This is a genomic window from Novibacillus thermophilus, assembly GCF_002005165.1.
GTDB lineage: Bacteria > Bacillota > Bacilli > Thermoactinomycetales > Novibacillaceae > Novibacillus > Novibacillus thermophilus.
This window is the reverse complement of record NZ_CP019699.1, coordinates 1376469-1399266: the sequence shown is the minus strand read 5'-3', so window position 1 is coordinate 1399266 and position 22798 is coordinate 1376469. Positions and strand designations below refer to the sequence as shown.

Here is a 22798-nt window from a genome sequence, read left to right as displayed (position 1 = left end):
ACCACATTTCCAAAGCATTTACACTAACACACCAGGTCGCGGCTCTGGATGATCAAAAGTTTTCCTTCCCGAAGTTTGACTGTCCCGCTTTCCCCAATCCACTCATTGCTGATGGCGAGAGAACTCATACGTTCAAGCGTGGCGTCAACAAGGGGAAACCGAAAGCCTGACAGGTGGATGCCTTTTACCGCCCCCTGCCACGCGATCATTGACATGTAGTGATAATGCTGTCTCCGTACTACGTGTTGTCCTGGACCGACCAATTCCATGCGGTTCAAGTAGTTTTGCATCACGCCGCGCACGCCCGCCCTCTCTATTCTTTCCAACAGATTGACGTTTGCGAGAGTATGATCCCACCGCGTTCCCCATGCCCCGAGAAGCAACACTTCTTTCGGCTGGCGTTGCAACGCTTTTGTCACGGCATAGTCGGTGTCCGTGACATCCTTATCCCGAGGGAGTTGCTCGACCGGTACTCCGAGGGACCGCAGGGCTTCCACCCGTTCGAGTTGGGCAGTATCAAAGTCACCGACTGCTAAATGCGGTGTGATATTGCGCTGCAACAGCTCGTCATTGCCGCCGTCCACCCCGATGACAAAATCGTCTTTTGCGATCAACGCGTGATCGTCTGGGCCCCACTGCCCGCCAGTGGCGATGACGACGCGGCTATCCTTCCCCTTCATATCGCACCCTCTACTCGTTTTAACGATTGGATTTTTGTCCGGCGGTCTGATGCTCCGAAAATGTACGACCCGGCGACCAGCACATTGGCGCCGTGATGGACTGCATCGCAAGCCGTCTGTTCGTTTATGCCTCCATCCACTTCAATGTTGAGTGAGAGCCCCTTCTCCTCTGCCATTTGACGCAAGGCGCGGATTTTCGGAAGGGTGGACCGAATAAACGTTTGCCCCCCAAATCCAGGGTTGACCGTCATGATGAGCACCATGTCAAGGTCTTCTAGCACGTACTCGATGGCTGACAGCGGCGTCGCCGGGTTTAGTGCCACACCGGCGCGAACACCGTGCTCCTTAATTTTGTGAATGGTCCGGTGCAAGTGCGGCGACGCCTCCTGGTGAACCGTCACCCAATCTGCCCCGCTCTTGACAAACGATTCGATGTACTGGTCAGGATTCGCAATCATCAAATGAACGTCGAGCGGCAACGACGTGCGGGGCCGGATGGCTTCAACGATGAGGGGGCCGATGGTAATGTTGGGGACAAAATGCCCGTCCATCACGTCCACGTGTATCCAGTCCGCCCCTCCCTTTTCAACATCTGCTATTTCATCCCCTAACTTCGCAAAGTCGGCAGAGAGTATCGACGGGGCCGTTACAATCATCACTCATACCTCCGCTGCTCTTGAATTTCGGTTAAAAATTGAAGGTAGTGTTCATAGCGCAGGGCATGGACCGTTTGGGTGTCGACAGCGCCCTTGACGGCGCATTGCGGTTCACGGAAGTGCAAGCATCCGCGGAACTTACATTGGTCAGCCAAAGGCGCCATTTCAGGAAAATACGTACCCAGTTCCTCAGCTTCCCAACCGTCAAAAGACAACCGGCTGAATCCCGGCGTGTCGACAACCCATCCCCCTGTGGACAGTTCCAGCATTTCCACGTGCCGGGTCGTATGTCGTCCCCTCCCCAATTTACGGCTGATGTCACCTGTTTTCAAACGCACTTCCGGAATCAGCGCATTTAAAAGGGACGACTTCCCTGTCCCCGACTGGCCGGCCAACACGGATATGTGACCGTCCAGCATTTGTCCCAGTTGTTCCAGACCGCAATTTTTCACGACGCTCGTGAGGACAACGGGATAACCGATTCCCTCGTACACGGCGATTAATTCTTCCAACTCTCCTTTAGGGGCGCCCAAGTCGATTTTGGTGAACACGATAAACGGCTTCATGCCGGCCCGTTCGGCGTGAACGAGAAATTTGTCAATTAACAGCGGCTGAAGGTCAGGCTCACGGACTGAATGGACGATGACCGCCTGGTCTGCATTGGCGACGGGCGGACGGACAAGTTCAGTCTTGCGTGGTTCGATCGACTGAATATACCCTTCTCCGTTCTCCGTCTCGTCAAAATGAACCCAGTCTCCCACCAGGGGAGAATACTGCTTCTTCTTGAACAGACCTCTGGCGCGACACTGCCACAGCTGTCCGCCTGATTTCACGTAATAATATCCGCTTAACGATTTGACAATGCGCCCTTCAGGCATGAAGCACCTCCTGCGTCATGTCAGTTCTTTCGCAGCCTTACCACTTTCCTTTGGTCGTTTACTCTTCCCCATTCCCGTCTTCGCCGTCGTCATCGTCGGAAGATCGGTCGCCGCCTCCTCTGCCGTACGACTCATTGAGACTGACGTGTAGTCGCACGACCTCTCCTTTCGGGTGATACGTCCCGGGAGAAGGGGTTGAACCGTACACTTTGTACAGTGGCGCGTTGGCATTGCGGTCGTAAATGGCGCCGTTCTCCCCGTTCCGGTACACTTTAAATCCGAGTTCGCGCAACCGTTCTTCCGCTGTGCTCTGGAACTCGCCGTTTAAATTCGGAATTTGGACGAGATCCTCTTCCGGCCGAACGTACAGCGTGATCGGATCGCCTGGGGCTACCGTATCCCCGCTTTTCGGTTCGTGACGAACGACATGTCCCCGGGCGTAGTTTTCGTCGTCCAACAGCTCGACTTTGATATCTTCCGGTGTAAAGCCTAAGTCATACAACGCTTTTTTCGCTTCTTCCTCCGGCGTATTGATCATGTTTGGAATTGAAACGCCCTCCTGGGCACTGACGTACAGCGTCACCGTAAACCCTTGTTTTACGCGTTGGGACGGGTTCGGAGATTGGCGGAATACCGTTCCCTTCTCTGAATCGTGGGCCTGTTCAACCGTTTCGTACGTCAATCCCTCACGTTCCAATTCCGCACTCGCTTCTTCCAAACTCATGCCGACGACTTCCGGTACTTCAACGCTGTCGTTGCTCATAAACGTCCAAACGGCATTCAGTCCGACGGCACTCAATATTCCAATCAGTAAAACAGTCAACAAGATAAACCCTGTTTTTTTCCACAATGGAATCCCGTCGGGAGAGCCGCCGACCACTTTTTTGGCACGTTCCAGACGAGATAGATTTTGGACTGAAGGGGGCGAGGGTCTTCTTCTCCGAGAACCGGCGCTTCTTCTGTATCGTCATGGGCCGTTTCAGCCGTCTTTTCACGATCTCCGCTTGCGAGATCCGAAGGGTTGATGGCAGGGAGGACAATCGTGTCCTCTCCGTCAGGATCGGCAGGTTCCCAGCGGGGTTCGTTTAGCCGCATCGGCTTTAAGGCTGTGCTCAAGTCTTTTTGCAGCTCACGGGCAGATGCGTGACGGTGGAGCGGGTCTTTCGCCATGGCCCGCCGGATGACATTGTCTACGCTTTGCGGCAAACCGGGTCGTTTGTCAATAGGCTCTTCCGGTTCTTCCTGCAAATGTTTTAAAGCGACGGCAATGGGACTGTCACCAGAAAAGGGGAGGGTTCCCGTGGCCATTTCATACAGAACGACCCCGAGGGAATATATGTCAGACTTCTCTCCGATGTGGCCACCGCGCGCCTGCTCGGGAGAAAAGTAGTGCACGGATCCCATGACAGAACCCGTATGGGTAATCGTCTGGGAACTCGTTGCTCGGGCAATCCCGAAATCAGCTACCTTGACACGTCCGCGTTTGCCGATCATGATGTTGTGCGATTTCACATCGCGGTGGACGATGCCGTTTTCGTGGGCGTGATCGAGGGCGTCCGCTATTTGCTCACCGATGGAGACAACCTCGTCAACAGGGAGGGGCCCTTCTTCCTTAATGCGATCTTTCAGTGTCTTTCCGTCAACGTACTCCATCACGATGTAGTGGATGGCATCGTCTTCCCCTACGTCGTATATGTTCACGACGTTCGGATGCGACAGTCTCGCTGCTGCACGTGCTTCGCGCCGAAAACGGTCGACGAAATTGTCGTCGTGACTCAAAGAGTCATTCAACACTTTGACCGCTACGTGCCGATCCAACACTAAATCTTTCGCCAAGTAGACGACGGCCATTCCTCCACTGCCGATACGCGACACTAATTCATAACGGTTTCCTAGACGTTTGCCAATCATGCGGCGCTACCTCGCTTCCTGTGCAGACCCCGTCCGAGACGAGGACATTCCAGTTCGTTTTACGAGTGCGAGGGAAATATTATCCACCCCTCCTGCGTCAAGAGCCAGCTGGATCAATTGATCTGCCTTTCGCTCCATCTGATCCTCTTTTTTGATGACAGAGTGGATCTCTTCATCAGACACCATGTCTGTCAATCCATCAGTGCACACGAGCAAGTAATCATTTTCTGCCCAAGTGTGAACCGTGACGTCCGGTTTGACCTCATCGTCAATGCCAACAGCTCGCACGATGACGTTTTTTTGAGGGTGGGCCATCGCTTCTTTTTCCGTAATTTCGCCCATGTGCAGCAGTTCATTAACGAAAGAGTGGTCTTGTGTTAACTGTTCACACTTTTCGTCATTCATCAAATATGCTCGACTGTCGCCGATATTCCCGATTAAGAGGTGCTGACCTTTAATAATCGCCACGACTAGTGTCGTCCCCATTCCAGACATGGACGCGTTTTCGCGTGATTTTTGCAGGATGCGCTCGTTAGCCAGTTGCACGCTCTCGATCAAAAAAGTTTTCAACTCGTCCAGCGTGTGTTCCGCCTTAATCTGGACAAGCTGTTCTTCCATCACTTTCGCCGCTAACTGACTGGCTACATCTCCCGCCTTGTGGCCTCCCATCCCGTCTGCCACGACAACGGCGACAAGTTCCTCGTCAGGGGCGTGGATGAACATGCTGTCTTCGTTGTGTGAACGCACCCGCCCCACATCCGACTTGTATACCCATTCCACCTGTGCCACCTCTCTCACCACCTGAACACGCTCGTTCGCGACATCTTTGCCATTGAAATTATATCAGTCACAAAAGTTTCTGTCCAAACGGATATCTCTTACGCCATATGTGTGAACCGCGCGATAAAAAAACCGTCAGAGCAAAAGTACTGGGGCAAGATGCGCACCATTCCCGAACCCAGCCACGCTTTTTCCCGTACGTCTACCGGTAACGTACGAACAAAAGATTCGTCCGGTTGAAAGGCGGGGTATCGTCTAAGGAACCACTCGACTTGCTGTTCGTTTTCCTTCGGTTCTAACGTACACGTGCTGTAAACGAACACTCCACCCGGTTGAACTAGTTGGGCGGCGGCATCCAACAGTTGCTGCTGAAGCGCCACGAGACCGCCGACGTCCTCTAATGACCTGCGCCATTTTATCTCCGGCTTACGGCGGATGACCCCTAGTCCGGAACACGGCGCATCCAAGAGGACGTAGTCGTACTTTTTAGAAAGAAGGCGGGGCAACTGGCGGGCGTCTGCCTGCCTCGCCCTCACACTGCGCACGCCAAGCCGTCTCACTTGTTCTTCGATGAGTTCCACTTTGTGTCTGTAAAGATCGAATGCGTCCACCGTTCCCTCGTCATCCATCAACTCCGCGAGGTGTGTCGCCTTCCCTCCCGGTGCTGCACACATATCCAATACGGTCGAACCGGGTGCCGGTTTCAGAATCTCTCCCACGAGCATTGAACTTTCATCTTGGACCGTGCACGTCCCTTCCCGGTACAAAACACTGTCGGCCACGTTGCCGAACTTTTCTACGATCAAACCGTACGCTGAAATGTCCGATTCGCGGACCTTCACCTGGGGGTTTTCCGCCTCTAACTGAGTGGCTAGCTCTTCCCGTGACAATTTTAAACGGTTTACCCTTACAGTGTGAGACGGGGCCCGGTTGTTTGTGTCGCACATGGCCCTCACAGTGTGCACATCCCAGATGTCGAGCCATCGTTTGACCAGCCATTCGGGGTGTGAATACTCAAGGGACAGCTTTTTGACAGGATCCGTTTCCGAAATTGTTCCCAAGCGGTCAGGGTGGCGCAAAACATTTCGCAAGACGGCATTCACAACAGACGCGACACCCCGGTGTCCACGCCGTTTTGCAATTTCGACGGCTTCGTGTACGGCAGCGCGAGCAGGCACTTTATCTAAATACTTCAGTTGGTAGACACTCATCCGCAGCAGTTGACGCACCCACAATTCGAGCTTCCTGGGGGTAAACGGAGCCAAGATCCAATCGAGAGTATTGCGTCGTTGGATTGTTCCGTACACCAATTCTGTCACTAGATTGCGATCGACGGGGGACAATTGGGAACGGCTGAGCACTTGATGCAGTTCGAGGTTGCTGTACGACGTTTTGCGCTCAACTCGAGTGAGGACTTCCAAACTGACATCGCGCGCGTTACGACCGTTCATGGGCGTCTCCCAAGCGGGTCCCGGGCTGCAAAGCGTTCCCGCGCAAAAATTGAGCCACGTCCATACGTTTTTTTCCAGCCGGCTGCACTTCTAAAAGCCTCAGCTCCCCTTTCCCCGTCGCAACTGTTAAATCGCCGTTGGCCACGCGCGTCACACTGCCAGGAGGGGCGGCTGTCGCCCGAGTGTTCACCACTTCCGTGCGCCAGACTTTTAAAAGTTTTCCTCCGCACGTCGTAAAAGCAACCGGCCAAGGATTTAACCCGCGTACGTGGTTATGGATGGCCTCAGCCGACATCTCCCAGTCGATGCGTTCGTCTTCGCGCTTAATTGTCGGCGCATAAGTGGCGAGGCGTTCGTCCTGGGCTTTCGGCTCGATCTCTCCGTTTAAAATCGACGGTAAAGAATTTCGCAGCAAATCGGCGCCTGCCTGACTCAGTTTGTCGTGCAACGTGCCAACCGTATCCTCTTTGTCAATGGGAACTTTGCACTGCGTGAGAATGTCTCCGGCGTCCAGTTGCTCGACCATGTACATTAACGTTACGCCGGTTTCTGTCTCCCCTTCCATGATCGCCCGATGGATCGGTGCCCCCCCCCTGTACTTGGGCAACAGTGACGCGTGAACATTGATGCAGCCGTGCCGCGGCGCATCGAGAACAGCTTTGGGCAAGATTTGGCCAAAGGCGGCTGTGACAATCACATCGGGTTTTAACGACAGTAATTTTTTCACGGCCTCGTTTCGTGAGATTTTGTCAGGTTGCCACACGGGCAATCCGAGGGACTCGGCTGCCACTTTGACAGGCGGCGGCGTTATCTTCCGCTCTCTTCCTTTCGGGCGATCCGGCTGTGTCACCACGCACTGAATCGTGTAACCTAAATCGACTAACGCGTGTAAAGAAGGCACCGCGAAATCCGGGGTGCCCATAAATACGACCTTCACAGTCATGACTTTTCTGTCTCCTCCGGGTCGAGAAACCGTTCCGCAATGTCAATGAAGAGAACGCCGTTCAGATGATCCACCTCATGTTGTAAAGCGCGAGCGAGAAACGCTTCACCCTCGTATTCCACGGGGTTTCCGTTGCGGTCCTGGGCTTTGACTCTACAGTAGTTGGCTCGCTTCACTTCCCCCACTACGTTTGGAATACTCAAGCACCCTTCCGGACCAATTTGTTCCCCTTTTGTCTCCACAATTTCCGGGTTGACGAGCTCGATTAACCCGTCACCTACATCGATGACGACAACCCTTTTAGAGACGCCGATTTGCGGTGCGGCCAACCCGACACCGTTGCCAGTTTCGTACATGGTTTCTGCCATATCGTCCAACAGTTTATGCAAATTGGCATTGAATTTCGTCACTTTCACGGCTTTCTCCCGCAGGATGGGATCCGGATGTTTCACAATCGCACGCACGGCCATTTGCAGTCCCCCCTTGCTTCTTATAACAACACGTACGGATCACGATCAATCACTATTCTTAAGTCGCCAGCCGGAAAACTAGCCTCAGCCGTTTCCCGGGCCCTGTTAATGGCGGCGGAAAGGTCTTTACCGCCTTTGTATTTTATCATGGTTTGCATCCGATATCTATCTCTCGCCCGAAAAACAGGGGCCCTGACGGGTCCGAGCACTTCCGCCTCTCGGGGCAAATACTGTTTTAACGCGTCCGTTATGCGCTGACTCGCTTTCATCACTGTGGCTTGATCGGGATGACTGAACTTTATCGCGATGAGGGAACAAAAAGGCGGGTAGTGTTTTTTCATTCTCGCCTGACACTCTTTCCGGTAAAAAGCCGTTGCTGCGTAGTTCGCTGCCATCTCGATGCTGTAGTGTTCCGGGTTGTACGTTTGAATGACGACGCGGCCGGGGCGAGCGTGGCGTCCGGCTCTCCCCCCGACTTGCGTCAGCAATTGGAACGTTCTTTCTGCAGCGCGAAAGTCCGGCAGATTCAACACCGTGTCGGCTGCAATCACGCCTACCAACGTCACATCTGGAAAGTCCAGCCCTTTGGCGATCATTTGGGTACCCAAGAGAACGTCCGCTTTTTTCTCCCGAAACGCGGTCAACAGTTTTTCATGGGCTCCCTTCCTCCCTGTCGTGTCCACGTCCATGCGGATAATGCGCAATCCCGGAAAGCGCTTAGCCAGTTCCTGTTCGACTTTTTGCGTTCCGGCACCGAAGTAGCGTATGTGATCACTCCCGCAGTGGGGACACTGGTCTGGCACTGCTTGAGCGAATCCACAGTAATGGCAACGCAACGTGCGATTCACCCTGTGGTACGTCAGCGAAATATCACAGTGGGGACACTCAACGTTGGCTCCGCACTGGCGGCAGAGAACGAAAGTCGAGTACCCGCGCCTGTTTAAAAACAGAACCGCTTGCTCCCCTCGCTCCACGCACGCAGTCAAGGCCTCGGTCAGTTTGCGGCTGAACATGGAACGGTTGCCTGCGTCAAGTTCATGGCGCATGTCGACAATGTGGATGTCGGGAAACGGTCTCCCCTGCACCCTCTGCTTTAGCGGCAAATACACCATCTTGCCAGTTTTGGCACGGTAGTAGGACTCGACGGAAGGAGTCGCACTCCCCAGGACGGTGACGGCTCCGAAGTGTGCCGCCCGCTTTACAGCCACGTCGCGGGCGTGGTAGCGCGGGGTCTCGTCTTGTTTGTAAGACGATTCATGTTCTTCGTCGACAATGATCAGCCCGAGGTTACGAAAAGGGGCAAAAACAGCCGAACGGGCACCGATGACGACTTGGACCGCACCGTTCACCACTTTGCGCCACTCGTCATACCGTTCGCCTTGAGACAGGCCGCTGTGCATGACAGCTACCCGTTCGCCGAAACGCGCTTTGAAACGTTCAACCATTTGCGGCGTCAGGGAAATTTCCGGCACGAGTACAATCGCCTCCCGTCCTTGGGCAAGTGACGCGTCAATGGCCTGCAAATACACTTCCGTTTTGCCGCTCCCGGTCACGCCGTGCAACAAAAGCGTGTGGGCTTCCCGCGACTCCAACCGGGTCACAATCGCTTGAAGTGCTGCGTCTTGCTCTTCGGTCAAGGGAAGCGGCTGATCCTGAACGACGCGGCGGTGATAAGGGGTGCGCATTTGTTCCCGAATTTCGCATACCAAAATGCCTGCCTCGACCAGGCGCATGACACTGCTCCGCGTCGCCTTTAAGGCGGTCAGAAGCTCGGAAAGCATGACGGGCTCTGGGTGCTTCACAAAATACTGAACAATCGCTCGCTGTTTGTGCGCGTTTGCCGGTATGCGGGACATCTGTTCATCTAACGGTACGGATTCAGCCGGTTTTACCCACGTCACCTTCTTTGGCGCCACCTTGTCCCGTACACGCTCCACCACGTCCAACCGTTTCTCTCTGATCAGTTTGCGGATGAGGGAACGCGTCACACCTTCTATCGCTTCTGCCTTCTTGAGCGACAATCCGGTTCTCGCACGCTGAACGGCTTCCATCAACTGCCGTTCCGCTTCCCCGAGCAAATAGGCACCTTCTTCTACCACATTGCTGCCGGGAATTAAGATTTTGTCGTAACGGGCCCTGAGCGCTGAAGGGATCATGACTTCAAGGGCTGCTAACCGCGTAGAAAAGTAGTACTTGCTCATCCATTCCGCCAGCTTGACCAGCTCTTCGTTCAGCGGCGGCAAAAGGTCAATGACCTCCCGGATGGGGCGCACGTTGGCCACCTCAGGTTGTGGGCGCAAGGAGACGACATACCCTTGGACAATGCGGGACCCGAATGGAACGTGGACGCGGCACCCGACTTCGACTTGATCTGCCAGCTCCTCCGGGATCTCGTAGTCAAACGGGCGATCTGTCCCTCTTGACGGTACATCGACGACGACAGATGCAAATTTCAAATGCTTACCCATCACGGATACCCTTAATTTCATCGAGAAGAGCGTCAGCCACCGCCCGCTTGTCCATCTTGGGCAATTCCTTCACGAGCCCGTCCCGGCTGTAGATGGACACCACGTTCGTGTCGACGTCAAACCCGGCCCCCGGTTTTGAAACGTCGTTCGCCACGATCAAGTCCAAGTTCTTCTGTTTGAGCTTGTGGATCGCGTGCTGCTCCACGTCGTTTGTCTCTGCGGCGAAGCCGACGAGAAACTGGTCACTTTTGCGCTTGCCGAGCTCGGCCAATATGTCCGGCGTCCGCACGAACTCGAGGACGAGAGAGCTGTCGTTTTTTTTCATTTTGTGCCCTGCGTAGTGTGCCGGGCGGTAGTCGGCCACAGCTGCAGCTTTGATGACGATATCGTGTGCCTCAAACCGGTCTAACACTTCTCGGTACATTTCCTCCGCTGACGTCACCTGTACGGTCGTCACCCCGGCAGGAGGGTCCAAATGGGTCGGCCCGCTCACGAGCGTCACGTCCGCTCCCCGCCTAACCGCCGCTTCAGCAATCGCATAACCCATCTTGCCCGAAGAGCGGTTCGTCACATAGCGCACCGGATCGATGGGCTCCACCGTCGGTCCGCCCGTCACCAACAGGCGCACGCCGTGCAAGTCCTTTTCTCTCATCAGTACGTCACGGGCAACATCCACGATCACTTCCGGCTCCGCCATGCGTCCTTTGCCGACATAGCCGCAGGCAAGTTGACCTTCGCCAGGCTCTACAAAGCGGTACCCCCGCGCTTTCAACGTTTCGATATTTTTCTGAACAGTGGGGTGCTGGTACATGTGGACATTCATCGCCGGGGCTATGACGACCGGAGCCCGTGTGGCCAACATGGCCGACGTGAGCATGTCGTCTGCAAGTCCGTAAGCCAGTTTGGCAATGGTGTGGGCCGTCGCCGGTGCAACGACGAAGAGGTCGGCATGATCGGCTAAGTCGATGTGAGCAATGACGGACGGATCGTGTTCGTCAAACACGTCACTGTACACCTCATGGCGGGACAGCGCTTGAAATGTCATCTTGGTGACAAATTGGGTCGCCGCCTGTGTCATGATCACGCGAACGTCAGCTCCCTGTTGGCTCAATTGACTGCAAATAGACGCCGCTTTATACGCCGCAATGCCGCCTGTGACTCCTAAAACGATGCGTTTTCCCCTCATATTTCACCCTCCAGGCCTACCCCGATAGGCCACATATCTAAACGTGAAAAAATAACAACCTTTCCGGTTGTTATACTCTTAGGACTTGTCTGGCTGCTCCCCTTGGGTCACAATTTTAATTTTGTTCTGGACGATTTCTTCGAGAGCCGCGCGGACGAATTTGTCCGCTTCTGACTTATTCGCTAAATGTGCATCTTGCAGTTGCCGCGCGCGTTTCGCCGCGGCTACGACCAGCGTGTACTTGCTGTCGATATGTTTCAGTTCCATCAGTTTGTCAATTGGCGGATGTAGCATCATGTCGATAGATCCCCCTCGTTCGCTCGTTGTTTTTTGAAGTGCCGCTTCGAGAAAAAGCGACCGTTGGAAGTCACAGAACTTGGAAGCTGTTTTGGGCCATCCCCCTCTGCCTCTTCGCGAGACGTCTCCCACTGCGCGGGACATTTTTTTAGAACAACCGGTCAACGCGGCAGTGTTCAGCTTCCACGATGGACAAAATTCGCTTGCACGCCAGATCTACACGGTCGTTTACGACCGAGTAGTCGTATTCGTGTACGAGCGCCATTTCTTTCTCGGCTACCGTCAAGCGTCCAGTCATCGCCTCCTCTGTTTCTGTACCCCTCATTGCGATACGTTGTTTCAGCTCGTGCATCGAAGGCGGAGCGAGAAAAATAAAAACCCCTTCCGGAAACTTCTTTTTCACTTGCAAGGCCCCTGGACTTCTATTTCCAAGAGGACATCGCGTCCTTGTGCCAACGTGTCTTCCACAAACTTCCGCGGAGTCCCGTAATAGTTTCCCATGTACTCTGCCCACTCTAGAAATGCGTTCTCCTCGATCATCTTTTCAAACTCGGCCCGCTCTTTAAAAAAATAGTGCACCCCGTCCACTTCATTGCGACGCGGTTTGCGCGTCGTCGCGGAGATGGAATAGACGAGGTTTGACGAACGCTTTCGCAAAGCGGCGCAAACCGTTCCCTTCCCGACACCCGAAGGCCCCGAAAGAACGATGAGCAACCCTCTCTCTCTCATTTTTGTCACCGTGTACAGCCCTTTCTATTCATCTGTTTCTTCTGGCTGATCTTTGCTCGACAGACGCTGAGCTACCGTTTCGGGTTGCACGGCTGACAAGATGACGTGGTCGCTGTCCGTGATGATGACCGCGCGTGTCCGTCTGCCGTACGTTGCGTCGATGAGTGTTCCCCTGTCACGCGTCTCTTGAATAATGCGTTTGATCGGAGCTGATTCTGGACTGACAATCGACACGATTCGGTTGGCCGAAACGATGTTGCCGAACCCGATGTTAATCAGGCGTATCCCCATTCCCGAACCTCCTCTGCATCTTTGTCCTCATGTTCTCCTGTAAAGGACGTCTTAAACCCCGTCTACTCGAAGTTTTGTACTTGTTCACGAATTTTCTCCAGTTCGCTCTTTATTTCCACGACTGCCTGGCTGATCACAAGGTCATTCGCCTTTGACCCGACTGTATTCGTTTCACGGTTCATTTCCTGAACGAGAAAGTCTAACTTTCGTCCATTAGGTGAATCTTGAGACAGGATGTGTTCAAATTGTTTGCAGTGACTGTCCAAACGCGTCAATTCCTCTTCAATGTTGGACCTGTCCGCGTACAACACCACTTCTGTCAACAGGCGGCCTTCGTCGATGTCAAGGTCTTGTACGTATTCGCGCGCCCGCGCCGCGATGCGCTCCCGGTAATCTTCCACAACTTTGGGTGCCTGTTCGCGTATGGACGCCACCAGCAGTTGAATGCGTTCTAGACGTTTTAGTACATCCTTTGTCAACTCAGCCCCTTCCGACTGACGCATTTCCAACAGTGCAGCACTCGCCTCTCGGACAACGCGTAAGAGCGGCTCTTCCCACTCTTCAACATTCTCCTCGACCTCTTGTACAGCCAATACGTCCGGGATGTGAACGACATCGGATACGCTCGGTTCGCCGACCAACCCAAAACGCTCCTTCAACGCACGGACTGACCGGATCACTTGCTCCGCCAACCCCCAGTCAATCTCCGCTTGGCGTCTCCCTCCTCCGCCAGCGTCGATCGTCACAAACACATCCAACCGACCGCGAGTGAAGGTCGACTGTACTTCCTTTTTTATCTTCTCTTCCAATAGCAAAAATTCTCGCGGCATGCGGACCACGACGTCTAAGTAGCGGTGGTTGACCGATCGGATTTCCACACGAAACAGCGTGCCGTTAACCACGCACTCGCTTCGACCGTATCCGGTCATGCTTCTTACCACGCCGATCACTTCCGTTACTTTATTTTACTGGAATAATCGCCGACTTACAAGGGTAAACGCTCAATTTCGCCTATTTTCTCCCGTTCTCGCCGTCGGACAGTTCTCAAGGTCAAAAAAAGCAGCTCAACAATTCGTCGCGCGTGATCCCACCAAAATAAGGATCAAGGTCGACGCCCTGCAGCGCCTCCTGAATCGCCGCCCTGTCATAACGTACACCTTTTAACCGGTTTTCCACATCTTGTACATCTTCAACTCCAAAAAAATCCCCGTAAATTTTACACTCTTCTATGATGCCCTTCACGACATTCAAGCGCACCTGAAGGGTTCCCCCGTCAAAACGGTCCGTCTTCTCGTAGTTGAACTTTGGCGAATATCCGTAATTCCACTCCCAATTCGCGTATTTTTCCTCCATCATCTTGCGAATCTCAGCCTGGTCTTCTTCCGTCAGCAAGTATTCGCGCTTCGGACTGTCCTGCTCAAGAAACAAGCGCTCGAGCAACAACTTCTTAAATTCGTCAATCGTAATCGGCTCAGGCAAATAGTCGCTAATGTTCGTCACTCGGCTCCGCACGGACTTGACGCTTTTGGACTTGAACTTTTCCGCCTTTACCTTCAACACGTTGTGCACGTCTTCCAGTTTGCTGTTAAACATAATCGTTCCGTGGTGCAATACTCTGTTTTTGTACACTCGCTGTGCATTGCCGGAAAACTTCTTCCCCCGAATGGCGATGTCGTTGCGACTGTTAAATTCAGCCGGTACGCCGAGACTGTTCAACACGCGGATGACGGGCTGGGTAAACTTGCGGAAATCAATGCCGGTACCGTCTGCTTTCGTAATAAACGTGTAGTTTAAATTGCCCAAGTCGTGGTAAACGGCACCGCCTCCCGTGCTCCGACGAACGACGTGAATGCCGTGCTGTTCCACGTAATCCACGTTGATCTCTTCGACGGTGTTTTGGTTTTTCCCGACAATGACCGACGGTTCGTTTTGCCACAACATGATAAAGTCTTCTTCAAACTTTAAGTGTTTGAACACGTACTCTTCCAAAGCCAAGTTGTAGCGGGGATCAGTCGAGTCGTTTTGTATGTATAACAAGAGAAACACATCCTTTCCTACACGTCCTACACGGATGAAGGAACCCGTCTCTTAAACCTTTTTTATTCTATCACAAAATAGAACGATGCGCGCTCCTCTGCTTTCAAAGGTGAGACTGTTCGTCCTAAACTTGAGACTGGTTCAAACAAAAACCCTGCCGCTTTCCGGGCAGAGTTTTTGGAAACGAGATATTTCTCTTTTACTGAGGCAGCGCTCTTCTGCGGCGGTGGTCAAACATCACCTTCGGGAAAATACCGGCAACAAAAGTGGGAATGCCTGCCATCACTAAGATGAGACACCACTCGCGGAATCCAACCCCCACAGTGCGGAAGATCGGTTGTAACGGTTCGTAGTAGATGACGACGAGGAGGAGCAACAGAGACGAGATAACGGCAAGTACGAGATACGCGTTTTCAAAGATGTTGCGGTGAAAGACAGATATTTCACTGCGACAGTCAAACACGTGGATGAGTTGGGCGATGACCAAGGTCGAAAAAGCCACCGTTTGAGCGCGTGCGAGATCGTCCGGGTTTTGCTGATACGTCAGCCAAAACGCCCCTAATGTACAGACGCCGATCAACAACCCGCGACTCAGGATTTTCCACCCCAAACCTCGGGCGAATACGTTCTCTCGACTGTTTCGCGGGCGCCGCTTCATCGTGTCACCCTCTTGGGGATCAACGCCGAGGGCCATGGCCGGTAAACCGTCGGTGACGAGATTCACCCACAAAATTTGGATAGGGACGAGGGGAAGGGGCATGGCCAACAGCATGGCAAAAAACATGACCAATATCTCTCCGACGTTGCTGGCCAGCAAGTAGCGAATGAATTTCCGAATGTTGTCGTAAATGCCGCGCCCTTCTTCCACTGCAGCGACAATTGTCGCAAAGTTGTCGTCGCTTAGCACGAGGGACGACGCTTCTTTGGAGACGTCTGTCCCGGAAATGCCCATGGCGATGCCAATATCGGCGGCTTTAATCGCCGGTGCGTCGTTGACGCCGTCTCCCGTCATCGCCACCACTTCACCGCGCGCCTGCAGCGCCTGCACAATTTTCAGTTTGTGCTCGGGGGAAACCCGCGCGTACACGTAAATGTTGTCGACTCGACGCTCCAGTTCTTCCGGCGACAAGCGTGCCAATTCCCTTCCGTTCATCACCTCCCCGTGCCGGGGCAGTATGCCCAACTGACGGGCAATGGCGACAGCGGTGGACTGGTGGTCGCCCGTGATCATAACTGTTTTGATGCCGGCTTCATCACACGTTTTAATCGACTCTTTCACTTCTTCGCGCGGCGGGTCCATCATTCCCATCAGCCCGACAAACACGAGCTCCTTCTCCATCTGCTCCAAACTGTGTCTTGCCGTTTCCTTCACTTCGCGGTACGCAAATGCGAGATTGCGGAGGGCCAGACCGGCCAACGTCTCATTTTGGCGCAACACTTGCTGTTTCAATTGTGGCGTCAGCATGCGAACCTGGCCGTTCCACAAGATGTGCGAGCAGTGATCCAGCAGCACGTCGGGGCACCTTTCGTATAAATGACCGTTTTGCCGTCTTCAGACTGAAGCATGACCGACATCCGCTTTCGCTCTGAATCGAAAGGAATTTCTTCCACGCGCTTCCATTTTTGCGACAGTGTATTGGCATACCATCCGGCCTTCGCTCCGACGACGAGTAGCGCACCTTCTGTCGGGTCTCCTTCAATCGTCCACTCGTCTTTAGCGAACAGCTTCCCCTTTTTCCTCTGTTTGACCAGACGGGCGTTGTTGCACAGGACGCCGATCTGCAACATGCGGCGAACGTCGGCATAACGGCGCAAGTCCACCGTTTGCTCATTCAGCATAAACCGTCCTTCCGGTTGATACCCTTCGCCGCTCACGGTTAACGCTGTGCCGCCTGTCCACAGCTGTTTGACGGTCATTTTGTTCTGTGTCAGCGTTCCCGTTTTGTCCGAACAGATCACAGTCGCACACCCGAGGGTCTCCACAGACGGGAGCTTGCGGACGATCGCTTTGCGCTTAATCATGCGTTGGACGCCGAGGGCTAACGCAATGGTGACAATGGCTGGCAGACCTTCCGGTATCGCTGCCACGGCCAAACTGACACCGGCCAAGAACATTTTGTACGCGTCGTGTCCGTGCATAATCCCGGTCACGACGACGACGGCCGTCAAGAACAGCGCAACACCGATGAGCACTTTCCCTAACTGTTCCAGTTTCAGCTGCAATGGCGTTTGCATCTGTTCGGCCGAATCGATGAGGTCGGCGATCTTCCCCATTTCTGTCTGCATGCCTGTCGCCACGACGGCGGCAACCGCTTTTCCCCCGACGGCCATCGTGCCCATGAATCCCATGTTGTGTTTGTCTCCCAGCGAGATCTCATCACTGTCGATCGTTTTACAGTGTTTCTCTACGGGAACGGATTCTCCGGTGAGGGCCGATTCTTCCGCCTGAAAATTGTATGTCTCCAAAAATCGAACATCCGCCGGGATGCGGTCGCCGCTCTCAAGGGAGACAATGTCGCCGGGAACGAGATCGACGGCACGAATTCGCCGCCACTTCCCGTCTCTCAGCACCGTCGCCTCAGGAGAAGCCAACTCTTTTAACGCCGTGAGGGACTTCTCGGCTCTGTACTCTTGAACGAAGCCGAGAATCGCATTCATCACCACAATGGCGATAATCGTAATCGCGTCCAGATACTCGCCGAGCAAACCGGAAATAAGTGTCGCGACGAGCAATACGAGAACCATAAAGTCTTTAAACTGGTTTAAGAACAAAACGTACGGGGAAATGCGTTTTCCTTCCATCAGCCGGTTTTCACCGATCTTTCCCTTGCGGTGACGAGCTTCCGCCTCACTCAATCCCTTTCCTGGGTCCACGTTTAACAGTTGTGTTATATCGTCTTTCGTCAGACGGTGCCACTCATGTGAAACCGACAAACTGTCCCCTCCTTTGTCCAATAAAGTGTTCATCCTAACCATATTCAGACAAGCCAGTAAATATCCCACTTCGTTGCTGAAAAAGAGATCAATACAAGGTCAGTGTTGCCCCTCTACGGCTATGCTGCCGCCAACCTCAGGTCTCAGCAGATGAAGGCGTCCTTCGTAGCGGAAGAGGAGAGTTTTAAGACATCCCCTGCCTCGTACCGCGTGATACGACATTCCGTTCCGCCGCCAGTGACGCAAACGGCTCAATGGCCTATTCTAAAAGGGGGATGTGGTATACTGGGAAATGAATTTGAGGTGATTCCGATGGCTATCGACGGGATTGTAACCCGAGCGTTGACGCGAGAAAGTGACCAGCTCCTCAGCGGGGGACGCATTACGAAAATTTATCAACCGAGCGAGACGGACATCGTTCTGCACATTCGCGCGAACGGACACAACTGGCGGCTGCTGCTCTCAGCGCACCCGGTTTACGCCAGAGTGCACCTGACACAGCAGACGTACCAAAACCCGCTCGAGCCGCCGATGTTTTGCATGTTGTTGCGCAAACACGTGGAAGGGGATTTATTCGCAACTTCGGACAAGTCGGTTTGGAACGCATCCTGTTCATCGACGTCGAAACGCGTGATGAATTGGGTGATATCGTCACTCGCCGCATTGTCGTGGAATTGATGGGGCGCCACAGTAACATCGTGTTAATCAACCCGGAAGACAGACGCGTCTTCGACGGCATCCGCCGAGTCACGCCAGCCGTCAGCCGCTTCCGGCAGATTGTGCCAGGCGCAACGTACAAACGGCCGCCAGAACAAGGAAAGCGGAACCCTCTCTCCGTAGATGAGGACATGTTTCTCGCTTTGCTCAATTTCAACCAAGGGCGTTTAGACAAACAATTAGTTCAGCTTTTTGACGGCATAGGCCCCACCCTCGCCAAAGAAATTGTCCACCGAGCGGGAATCGGCTCCCGTTCCGCTTACTGGCAGGCGTTTCACTCCATCATGGAGTGCGTGCGAAACTACCGTTTTGAACCGACTATCGTCTACGGGGCTGAAAAGGAACGTTTCGCCGCCTTTCCTCTAACCTACGTAGAGGGGGAAAGGCACTCATTCCGACGCATGCACGACTGCGTCGCCGCGTTTTACGAAGGAAAGGCCGAACGCGACGCCGTGCGCAACCGCGTTCACGATTTGACGCGCCTTGTACAGACCGCCCTCAAAAAAAACGAGAAAAAAATGAAGAAGCTCGAGAGGGAGTGGCGCGATACAGAAAAAGCTGACCGTTACCGGCTGTACGGGGAGCTGTTAACCGCCTACATGCATCAAGTAAAGCCGGGAGACAAAAAAATTGAGGTCGTGAACTACTATGACGCGCAAGGCGAAGTGGTGACCATACCGCTGGACCCAAATCGTTCACCGGCAGAAAACGCGCAACGCTATTTCAAAAAGTACCAAAAAGCAAAAGCGAGCCGTCTCCACATCCAAGAACAATCGCGTAAAACTGCGGAAGAAAACAGATATTTGGCCACCGTATTGCAGCAGTTGGAAGACGCCGATCTGGAAGATGTGGCAGACATCCGCGAAGAGTTAGAGCGAGAAGGTTACGTCCGCAAACAAAAAACGGCCAAGGCTCGCAGGGAAACGCGTCAGGCAAAGCCCCAATTGACAGTAACGACGTCGAGTGAAGGAGTGCCGATTTACATCGGGCGCAACAACCGGCAAAACGACTATTTGACCAGCCGCTTGGCCAACAGCCACGACACGTGGCTGCATACGAAAGACATTCCCGGTTCTCACGTCGTCATTCGGGGCCGTGACTTTGGGGAGAGAACGCTTCGTGAAGCAGCGCAAATCGCCGCCTACTTCAGTAAAGGGCGCACATCCGCCCAAGTCCCAGTCGACTACACGCTGATCAAACACGTGCGGAAACCGAAAGGAGCGAAGCCAGGCTACGTCATTTACGACAACCACAAAACGTTGTACGTAACGCCGGATGAATCGTTCATTCGCAAACTGCGGTTTGAAAGAAAGTGAAAAACAGCTCGACCCTCAAAGCCTACTAGTAAATCTTTTAGACCATATGTTAGAATAAATGTGGCAAAGATCTAGGCCCTTGCCCGTTTAAACGGATGGATCACTTTGTCATTGACGCCGGTACCGTCGTTTTTTCGCTAGCACCTGGCGGCGTTTTCAACGGCTCTCGCCGCATGACTAAATGAGGAGTGTACCTCCCCGTTTCACGAAGGTACGCCCTTCCTTCGAATTGGGAATCCACGGTAGTGTCGCGTCATCGCCCCACGCCGCATTTTCCAACCACCATTTTTTAGCAAGGGTCTTGTTGTCAATCGGAGAAATCGTAGAGAGGAGGACGTTAGGGTTTTGCCTTAACGCGCAATTTTATGAATTTTTGGGAATCAATTGTCAACTCAGTAGAAGAGGCAAGCAGTTTTTACTTTCTGTTTGAGCTCGCACTTATCGTCTTTGCGGTGAAACTGCTGGGACACTTGAGTACTAAAATTGGACAGCCTTCTGTATTTGGAAAGTTGCTGGTCGGGATTTTACTAGGTCCCACAGTTTTAAACCTGATTCACCCTAACCCGTTAATCAGTGAGTTGGCAGAAATCGGGGTTATTCTCCTCATGTTTCTAGCGGGTTTAGAAACAGATCTGCAAGAATTTAAGAAAAACGCCTTTGCCGCAACGACAGTGGCGATCGGCGGCGTCGTCCTTCCCTTCCTCGGAGGGTTGGGGTTATCCATGTTATTTGGATTTGAAACGACAGTTGCCGTCTACGTCGGGACTCTGTTAGTGGCCACAAGCGTCAGCATCTCTGTTCAGACGTTGCGCGAACTTGGGAAATTAAAGTCTAGAGAGGGAACAACAATTTTGGGAGCCGCCGTTTTAGACGATGTCCTAGGCATCATTATTCTGTCTGCCGTACTCGGTTTAACGGCAGGCGGTTCAGCCGGAGCCGGCGGAATAGGCGATTTAGGCGTTCTCGTCGCCAAAATCGCAGTTTTCTTTGTCGTCGCCGTGTTGATCGGCTACTACGTTTTGCCCGCTTTACTTAAATTTGTCCAACGTTTTCAAGTCTCTCAAACGCTGCTGGCCTTTGCGGTCATCGTGGCTTTACTGTTCGCCTACATGGGTGAACTGTTTGGGGTGGCAGGCATTGTGGGCTCTTACGTGTGCGGGTTAATGTTAAGTTTAACCCCCCACCGGGAAGAGATGACTCACAAAGTGGAGGCCTTCAGCTATCCCTTTTTTGTCCCCCTCTTCTTTGCCAATATCGGGCTTGTCGCCAACTTTAGGGAGATCAATCCAGAGATTATCTGGTTTAGCGTACTGTTAGCTATTGTCGCGATCCTCTGTAAAGTAATCGGTTGTGCGCTGGGAGGGAAAGTCGCCAAATTTAACACGAAGAGCTCGTTAGTGGTAGGGGCCGGCATGGTCGCCCGCGGTGAAGTGGGGTTGATCATTGCCATGATTGGCATTGAGCGCGGCATTATTAGCAACGACTTGTTTAGTGCAGCCTTGATTGTGGTCATCGCGTCTACACTTGTCACGCCTCCACTGATAAAACTGTTCTTGAAAGAAAAAGGAGAAACCGATACTGTCAAAACGTCTGTCGGTGCTTAAATCCATTTCCGCCCAGAACGCATGGGCGGACTTTTAATCTCACAGAAAACTAATGACATCGCATAACTTACCATGACTCATGATGACACAGTTGGCAGCTATGCTTGTTCATGTTGCTAAATACGTTTTCGTACAGAGTGCCTCAACTTCACTGATAAAGATCGAAAATCCACTCCTTTTCTTAACTTTTGCACTCGATGTAAACTTGAACGGATGAGGTGATACATGGTGAAGCAGGAGTTCATGCAAAAGGCGATTGCGTTAGCTTACGAGAACGTACAGAAAAAAGGAGAGCCTTACGGAGCTGTTGTCGTGAAAGACGGCGAGATCGTCGGCACTGGCGTTAATGACGTGAAGGCCGCGAACGATCCGACAGCCCATGCCGAAATACAGGCCATTCGCGAGGCCTGCAGACGGTTAAACCGGACTGATCTGTCGGACTGTGACATATATGCGAGCGGCGAGCCGTGCCCGATGTGCTTGGCCGCTATATACTGGGCGCAGTGTCAAACGGTCTACTACGCTTATCCGAAAGACCCTTCCGAAAGTGAACTCGGGTCTGCCTACATCTACAAGCAGCTGGCTCTCCCGGCAAACGAGCGCGCCATTGCGATGGAAAAAGTGGCGAACGAACATCCAGAAATGAATCCCTTTGATTTATGGCGTGAGTTAAACCGCAACTGATCGTCAGATCACATCAAACCCGAAATCGCGTAACATGTCGTTCAACCGTGACAACGGCAAGCCCACCACGTTGAAGTAGTCTCCTTCCATTTTTTCGACGATGACCGCCCCCCGGCCCTGGATGCCGTACGCTCCTGCTTTGTCCTTAGGCTCACCGGTTTGGATGTAGCGCATTATCTGACTTTCAGTCAACGGCTTAAAAGTGACGGCAGTCGCGCAGTGATCGACGACTGTCTTCCCCGTTACGGCATCGATGCACGTAACGCCGCTGTAAACTTGGTGCGTCTTCCCTTGCAGGGCGCAAAGCATGTGGAAAGCGTCCTGTTCGTCTCGCGGCTTTCCCAGTATGTGCCCGTCCAACACAACAACGGTATCCGCACCTATCACGACAGCGTCCTGATTCGATTCACGGACGTCCTTGACCGCCGCCCGGGCTTTACGTAGCGCAAGTTCCCGCACAGCTTCCTCCGGACTCACGCCAGGCGCAATCTGCTCATCGACGGGCTTGACGACAACATCGTAAGGCAATCCCAACAAACCCATCAGCTGCTTACGGCGCGGTGAAGAGGACGCTAATACGAGACGGCGTTCATGCGGTTGTAACATGTGATCACCTTACAGTTTATTTTTGCCAAACTTCGTGCGGTCTCGCATTCCGAGCGAAAAAGGAAACGGAACTGTAGTCTCAATGTGAGCTGAAGTCTTGGCTATCTCCTTTGAATGGCTTTGATGCGAATGATAGACGCCATCTCCCTGTATGTCAAAC

The 22798-nt window shown here is 53.2% G+C and carries 18 protein-coding genes and 3 pseudogenes; 3 read left to right on the top strand and 18 right to left on the bottom strand.

The window, feature by feature from the left end; translation table 11 throughout:
- Positions 1 to 23: 23 nt before the first annotated feature.
- The 17 genes and pseudogenes from B0W44_RS06970 to B0W44_RS06890 form a co-directional block, all read right to left on the bottom strand.
- Positions 24 to 680 carry a thiamine diphosphokinase gene (locus tag B0W44_RS06970; RefSeq protein ID WP_077719429.1) on the bottom strand — a complete coding sequence of 219 codons (657 nt, stop codon included), beginning with the start codon at positions 678 to 680 and terminating at the stop codon, positions 24 to 26.
- Positions 677 to 1336 carry a ribulose-phosphate 3-epimerase gene (gene rpe / locus B0W44_RS06965; RefSeq protein ID WP_077719428.1) on the bottom strand — a complete coding sequence of 220 codons (660 nt, stop codon included), beginning with the start codon at positions 1334 to 1336 and terminating at the stop codon, positions 677 to 679. Before rpe ends, B0W44_RS06970 begins: the two co-directional genes overlap by 4 nt.
- Positions 1336 to 2214 (bottom strand): ribosome small subunit-dependent GTPase A, encoded by an 879-nt coding sequence (rsgA, locus tag B0W44_RS06960; protein WP_077719427.1) that lies wholly within the window; start codon positions 2212 to 2214, stop codon positions 1336 to 1338. Before rsgA ends, rpe begins: the two co-directional genes overlap by 1 nt.
- A gap of 58 nt (positions 2215 to 2272) precedes the next feature.
- Complete coding sequence (locus B0W44_RS06955) at positions 2273 to 3013, bottom strand: PASTA domain-containing protein (RefSeq protein ID WP_169835461.1); 741 nt, start codon at positions 3011 to 3013, stop codon at positions 2273 to 2275.
- 20 nt (positions 3014 to 3033) lie between these two features.
- Positions 3034 to 4125 (bottom strand): Stk1 family PASTA domain-containing Ser/Thr kinase, encoded by a 1092-nt coding sequence (pknB, locus tag B0W44_RS06950; protein ID WP_077719425.1) that lies wholly within the window; start codon positions 4123 to 4125, stop codon positions 3034 to 3036.
- Positions 4126 to 4131: 6 nt separating this feature from the next.
- A complete protein-coding gene (locus tag B0W44_RS06945; RefSeq protein WP_077719424.1) occupies positions 4132 to 4914 on the bottom strand; it encodes a Stp1/IreP family PP2C-type Ser/Thr phosphatase in 783 nt (260 codons plus the stop codon).
- Between the two features lie 89 nt (positions 4915 to 5003).
- Positions 5004 to 6356: a 16S rRNA (cytosine(967)-C(5))-methyltransferase RsmB gene (rsmB, locus tag B0W44_RS06940; RefSeq protein WP_077719423.1), complete on the bottom strand. Its 1353-nt coding sequence runs from the start codon at positions 6354 to 6356 to the stop codon at positions 5004 to 5006.
- Positions 6343 to 7299 (bottom strand): methionyl-tRNA formyltransferase, encoded by a 957-nt coding sequence (gene fmt / locus B0W44_RS06935; protein WP_077719422.1) that lies wholly within the window; start codon positions 7297 to 7299, stop codon positions 6343 to 6345. The genes rsmB and fmt overlap by 14 nt, the downstream gene beginning before the upstream one ends.
- Positions 7296 to 7769: a peptide deformylase gene (gene def, locus B0W44_RS06930; protein ID WP_077719421.1), complete on the bottom strand. Its 474-nt coding sequence runs from the start codon at positions 7767 to 7769 to the stop codon at positions 7296 to 7298. The genes fmt and def overlap by 4 nt, the downstream gene beginning before the upstream one ends.
- Positions 7770 to 7789: 20 nt before the next feature.
- Entirely contained in the window at positions 7790 to 10237 is a 2448-nt protein-coding gene (priA, locus tag B0W44_RS06925) for a primosomal protein N' (RefSeq protein WP_228441582.1), read from the bottom strand.
- Entirely contained in the window at positions 10230 to 11423 is a 1194-nt protein-coding gene (gene coaBC, locus B0W44_RS06920) for a bifunctional phosphopantothenoylcysteine decarboxylase/phosphopantothenate--cysteine ligase CoaBC (RefSeq protein ID WP_077719420.1), read from the bottom strand. The genes priA and coaBC overlap by 8 nt, the downstream gene beginning before the upstream one ends.
- 78 nt (positions 11424 to 11501) lie before the next feature.
- Positions 11502 to 11717 carry a DNA-directed RNA polymerase subunit omega gene (gene rpoZ, locus B0W44_RS06915; RefSeq protein WP_077721282.1) on the bottom strand — a complete coding sequence of 72 codons (216 nt, stop codon included), beginning with the start codon at positions 11715 to 11717 and terminating at the stop codon, positions 11502 to 11504.
- A gap of 151 nt (positions 11718 to 11868) precedes the next feature.
- Positions 11869 to 12449, bottom strand: a pseudogene (gene gmk, locus B0W44_RS06910) (guanylate kinase).
- A gap of 24 nt (positions 12450 to 12473) precedes the next feature.
- Entirely contained in the window at positions 12474 to 12740 is a 267-nt protein-coding gene (gene remA / locus B0W44_RS06905) for an extracellular matrix/biofilm regulator RemA (protein ID WP_077719419.1), read from the bottom strand.
- Positions 12741 to 12802: 62 nt separating this feature from the next.
- A complete protein-coding gene (locus B0W44_RS06900) occupies positions 12803 to 13669 on the bottom strand; it encodes a YicC/YloC family endoribonuclease (protein WP_169835460.1) in 867 nt (288 codons plus the stop codon).
- 121 nt (positions 13670 to 13790) lie between these two features.
- Positions 13791 to 14777 carry a lipoate--protein ligase gene (locus tag B0W44_RS06895; RefSeq protein ID WP_077719417.1) on the bottom strand — a complete coding sequence of 329 codons (987 nt, stop codon included), beginning with the start codon at positions 14775 to 14777 and terminating at the stop codon, positions 13791 to 13793.
- Between the two features lie 199 nt (positions 14778 to 14976).
- Positions 14977 to 17753, bottom strand: a pseudogene (locus B0W44_RS06890) (calcium-translocating P-type ATPase, SERCA-type).
- Between the two features lie 270 nt (positions 17754 to 18023).
- Here B0W44_RS06890 and B0W44_RS06885 point away from each other — a divergent pair.
- The 3 genes and pseudogenes from B0W44_RS06885 (at position 18024) to B0W44_RS06875 (ending at position 22032) form a co-directional block, all read left to right on the top strand.
- Positions 18024 to 19744 (top strand): annotated as a pseudogene (locus tag B0W44_RS06885) (Rqc2 family fibronectin-binding protein).
- A 365-nt stretch (positions 19745 to 20109) separates the two neighbouring features.
- Positions 20110 to 21348: a cation:proton antiporter gene (locus B0W44_RS06880; protein WP_077719416.1), complete on the top strand. Its 1239-nt coding sequence runs from the start codon at positions 20110 to 20112 to the stop codon at positions 21346 to 21348.
- 225 nt (positions 21349 to 21573) lie between these two features.
- Positions 21574 to 22032 (top strand): nucleoside deaminase, encoded by a 459-nt coding sequence (locus B0W44_RS06875; RefSeq protein WP_077719415.1) that lies wholly within the window; start codon positions 21574 to 21576, stop codon positions 22030 to 22032.
- A gap of 3 nt (positions 22033 to 22035) precedes the next feature.
- Here the strand turns inward: B0W44_RS06875 and B0W44_RS06870 are convergent, their stop codons facing one another.
- Positions 22036 to 22638, bottom strand: a complete 603-nt coding sequence (locus tag B0W44_RS06870) for a Maf family protein (protein ID WP_077719414.1) — start codon at positions 22636 to 22638, stop codon at positions 22036 to 22038.
- Between the last annotated feature and the right edge of the window lie 160 nt (positions 22639 to 22798).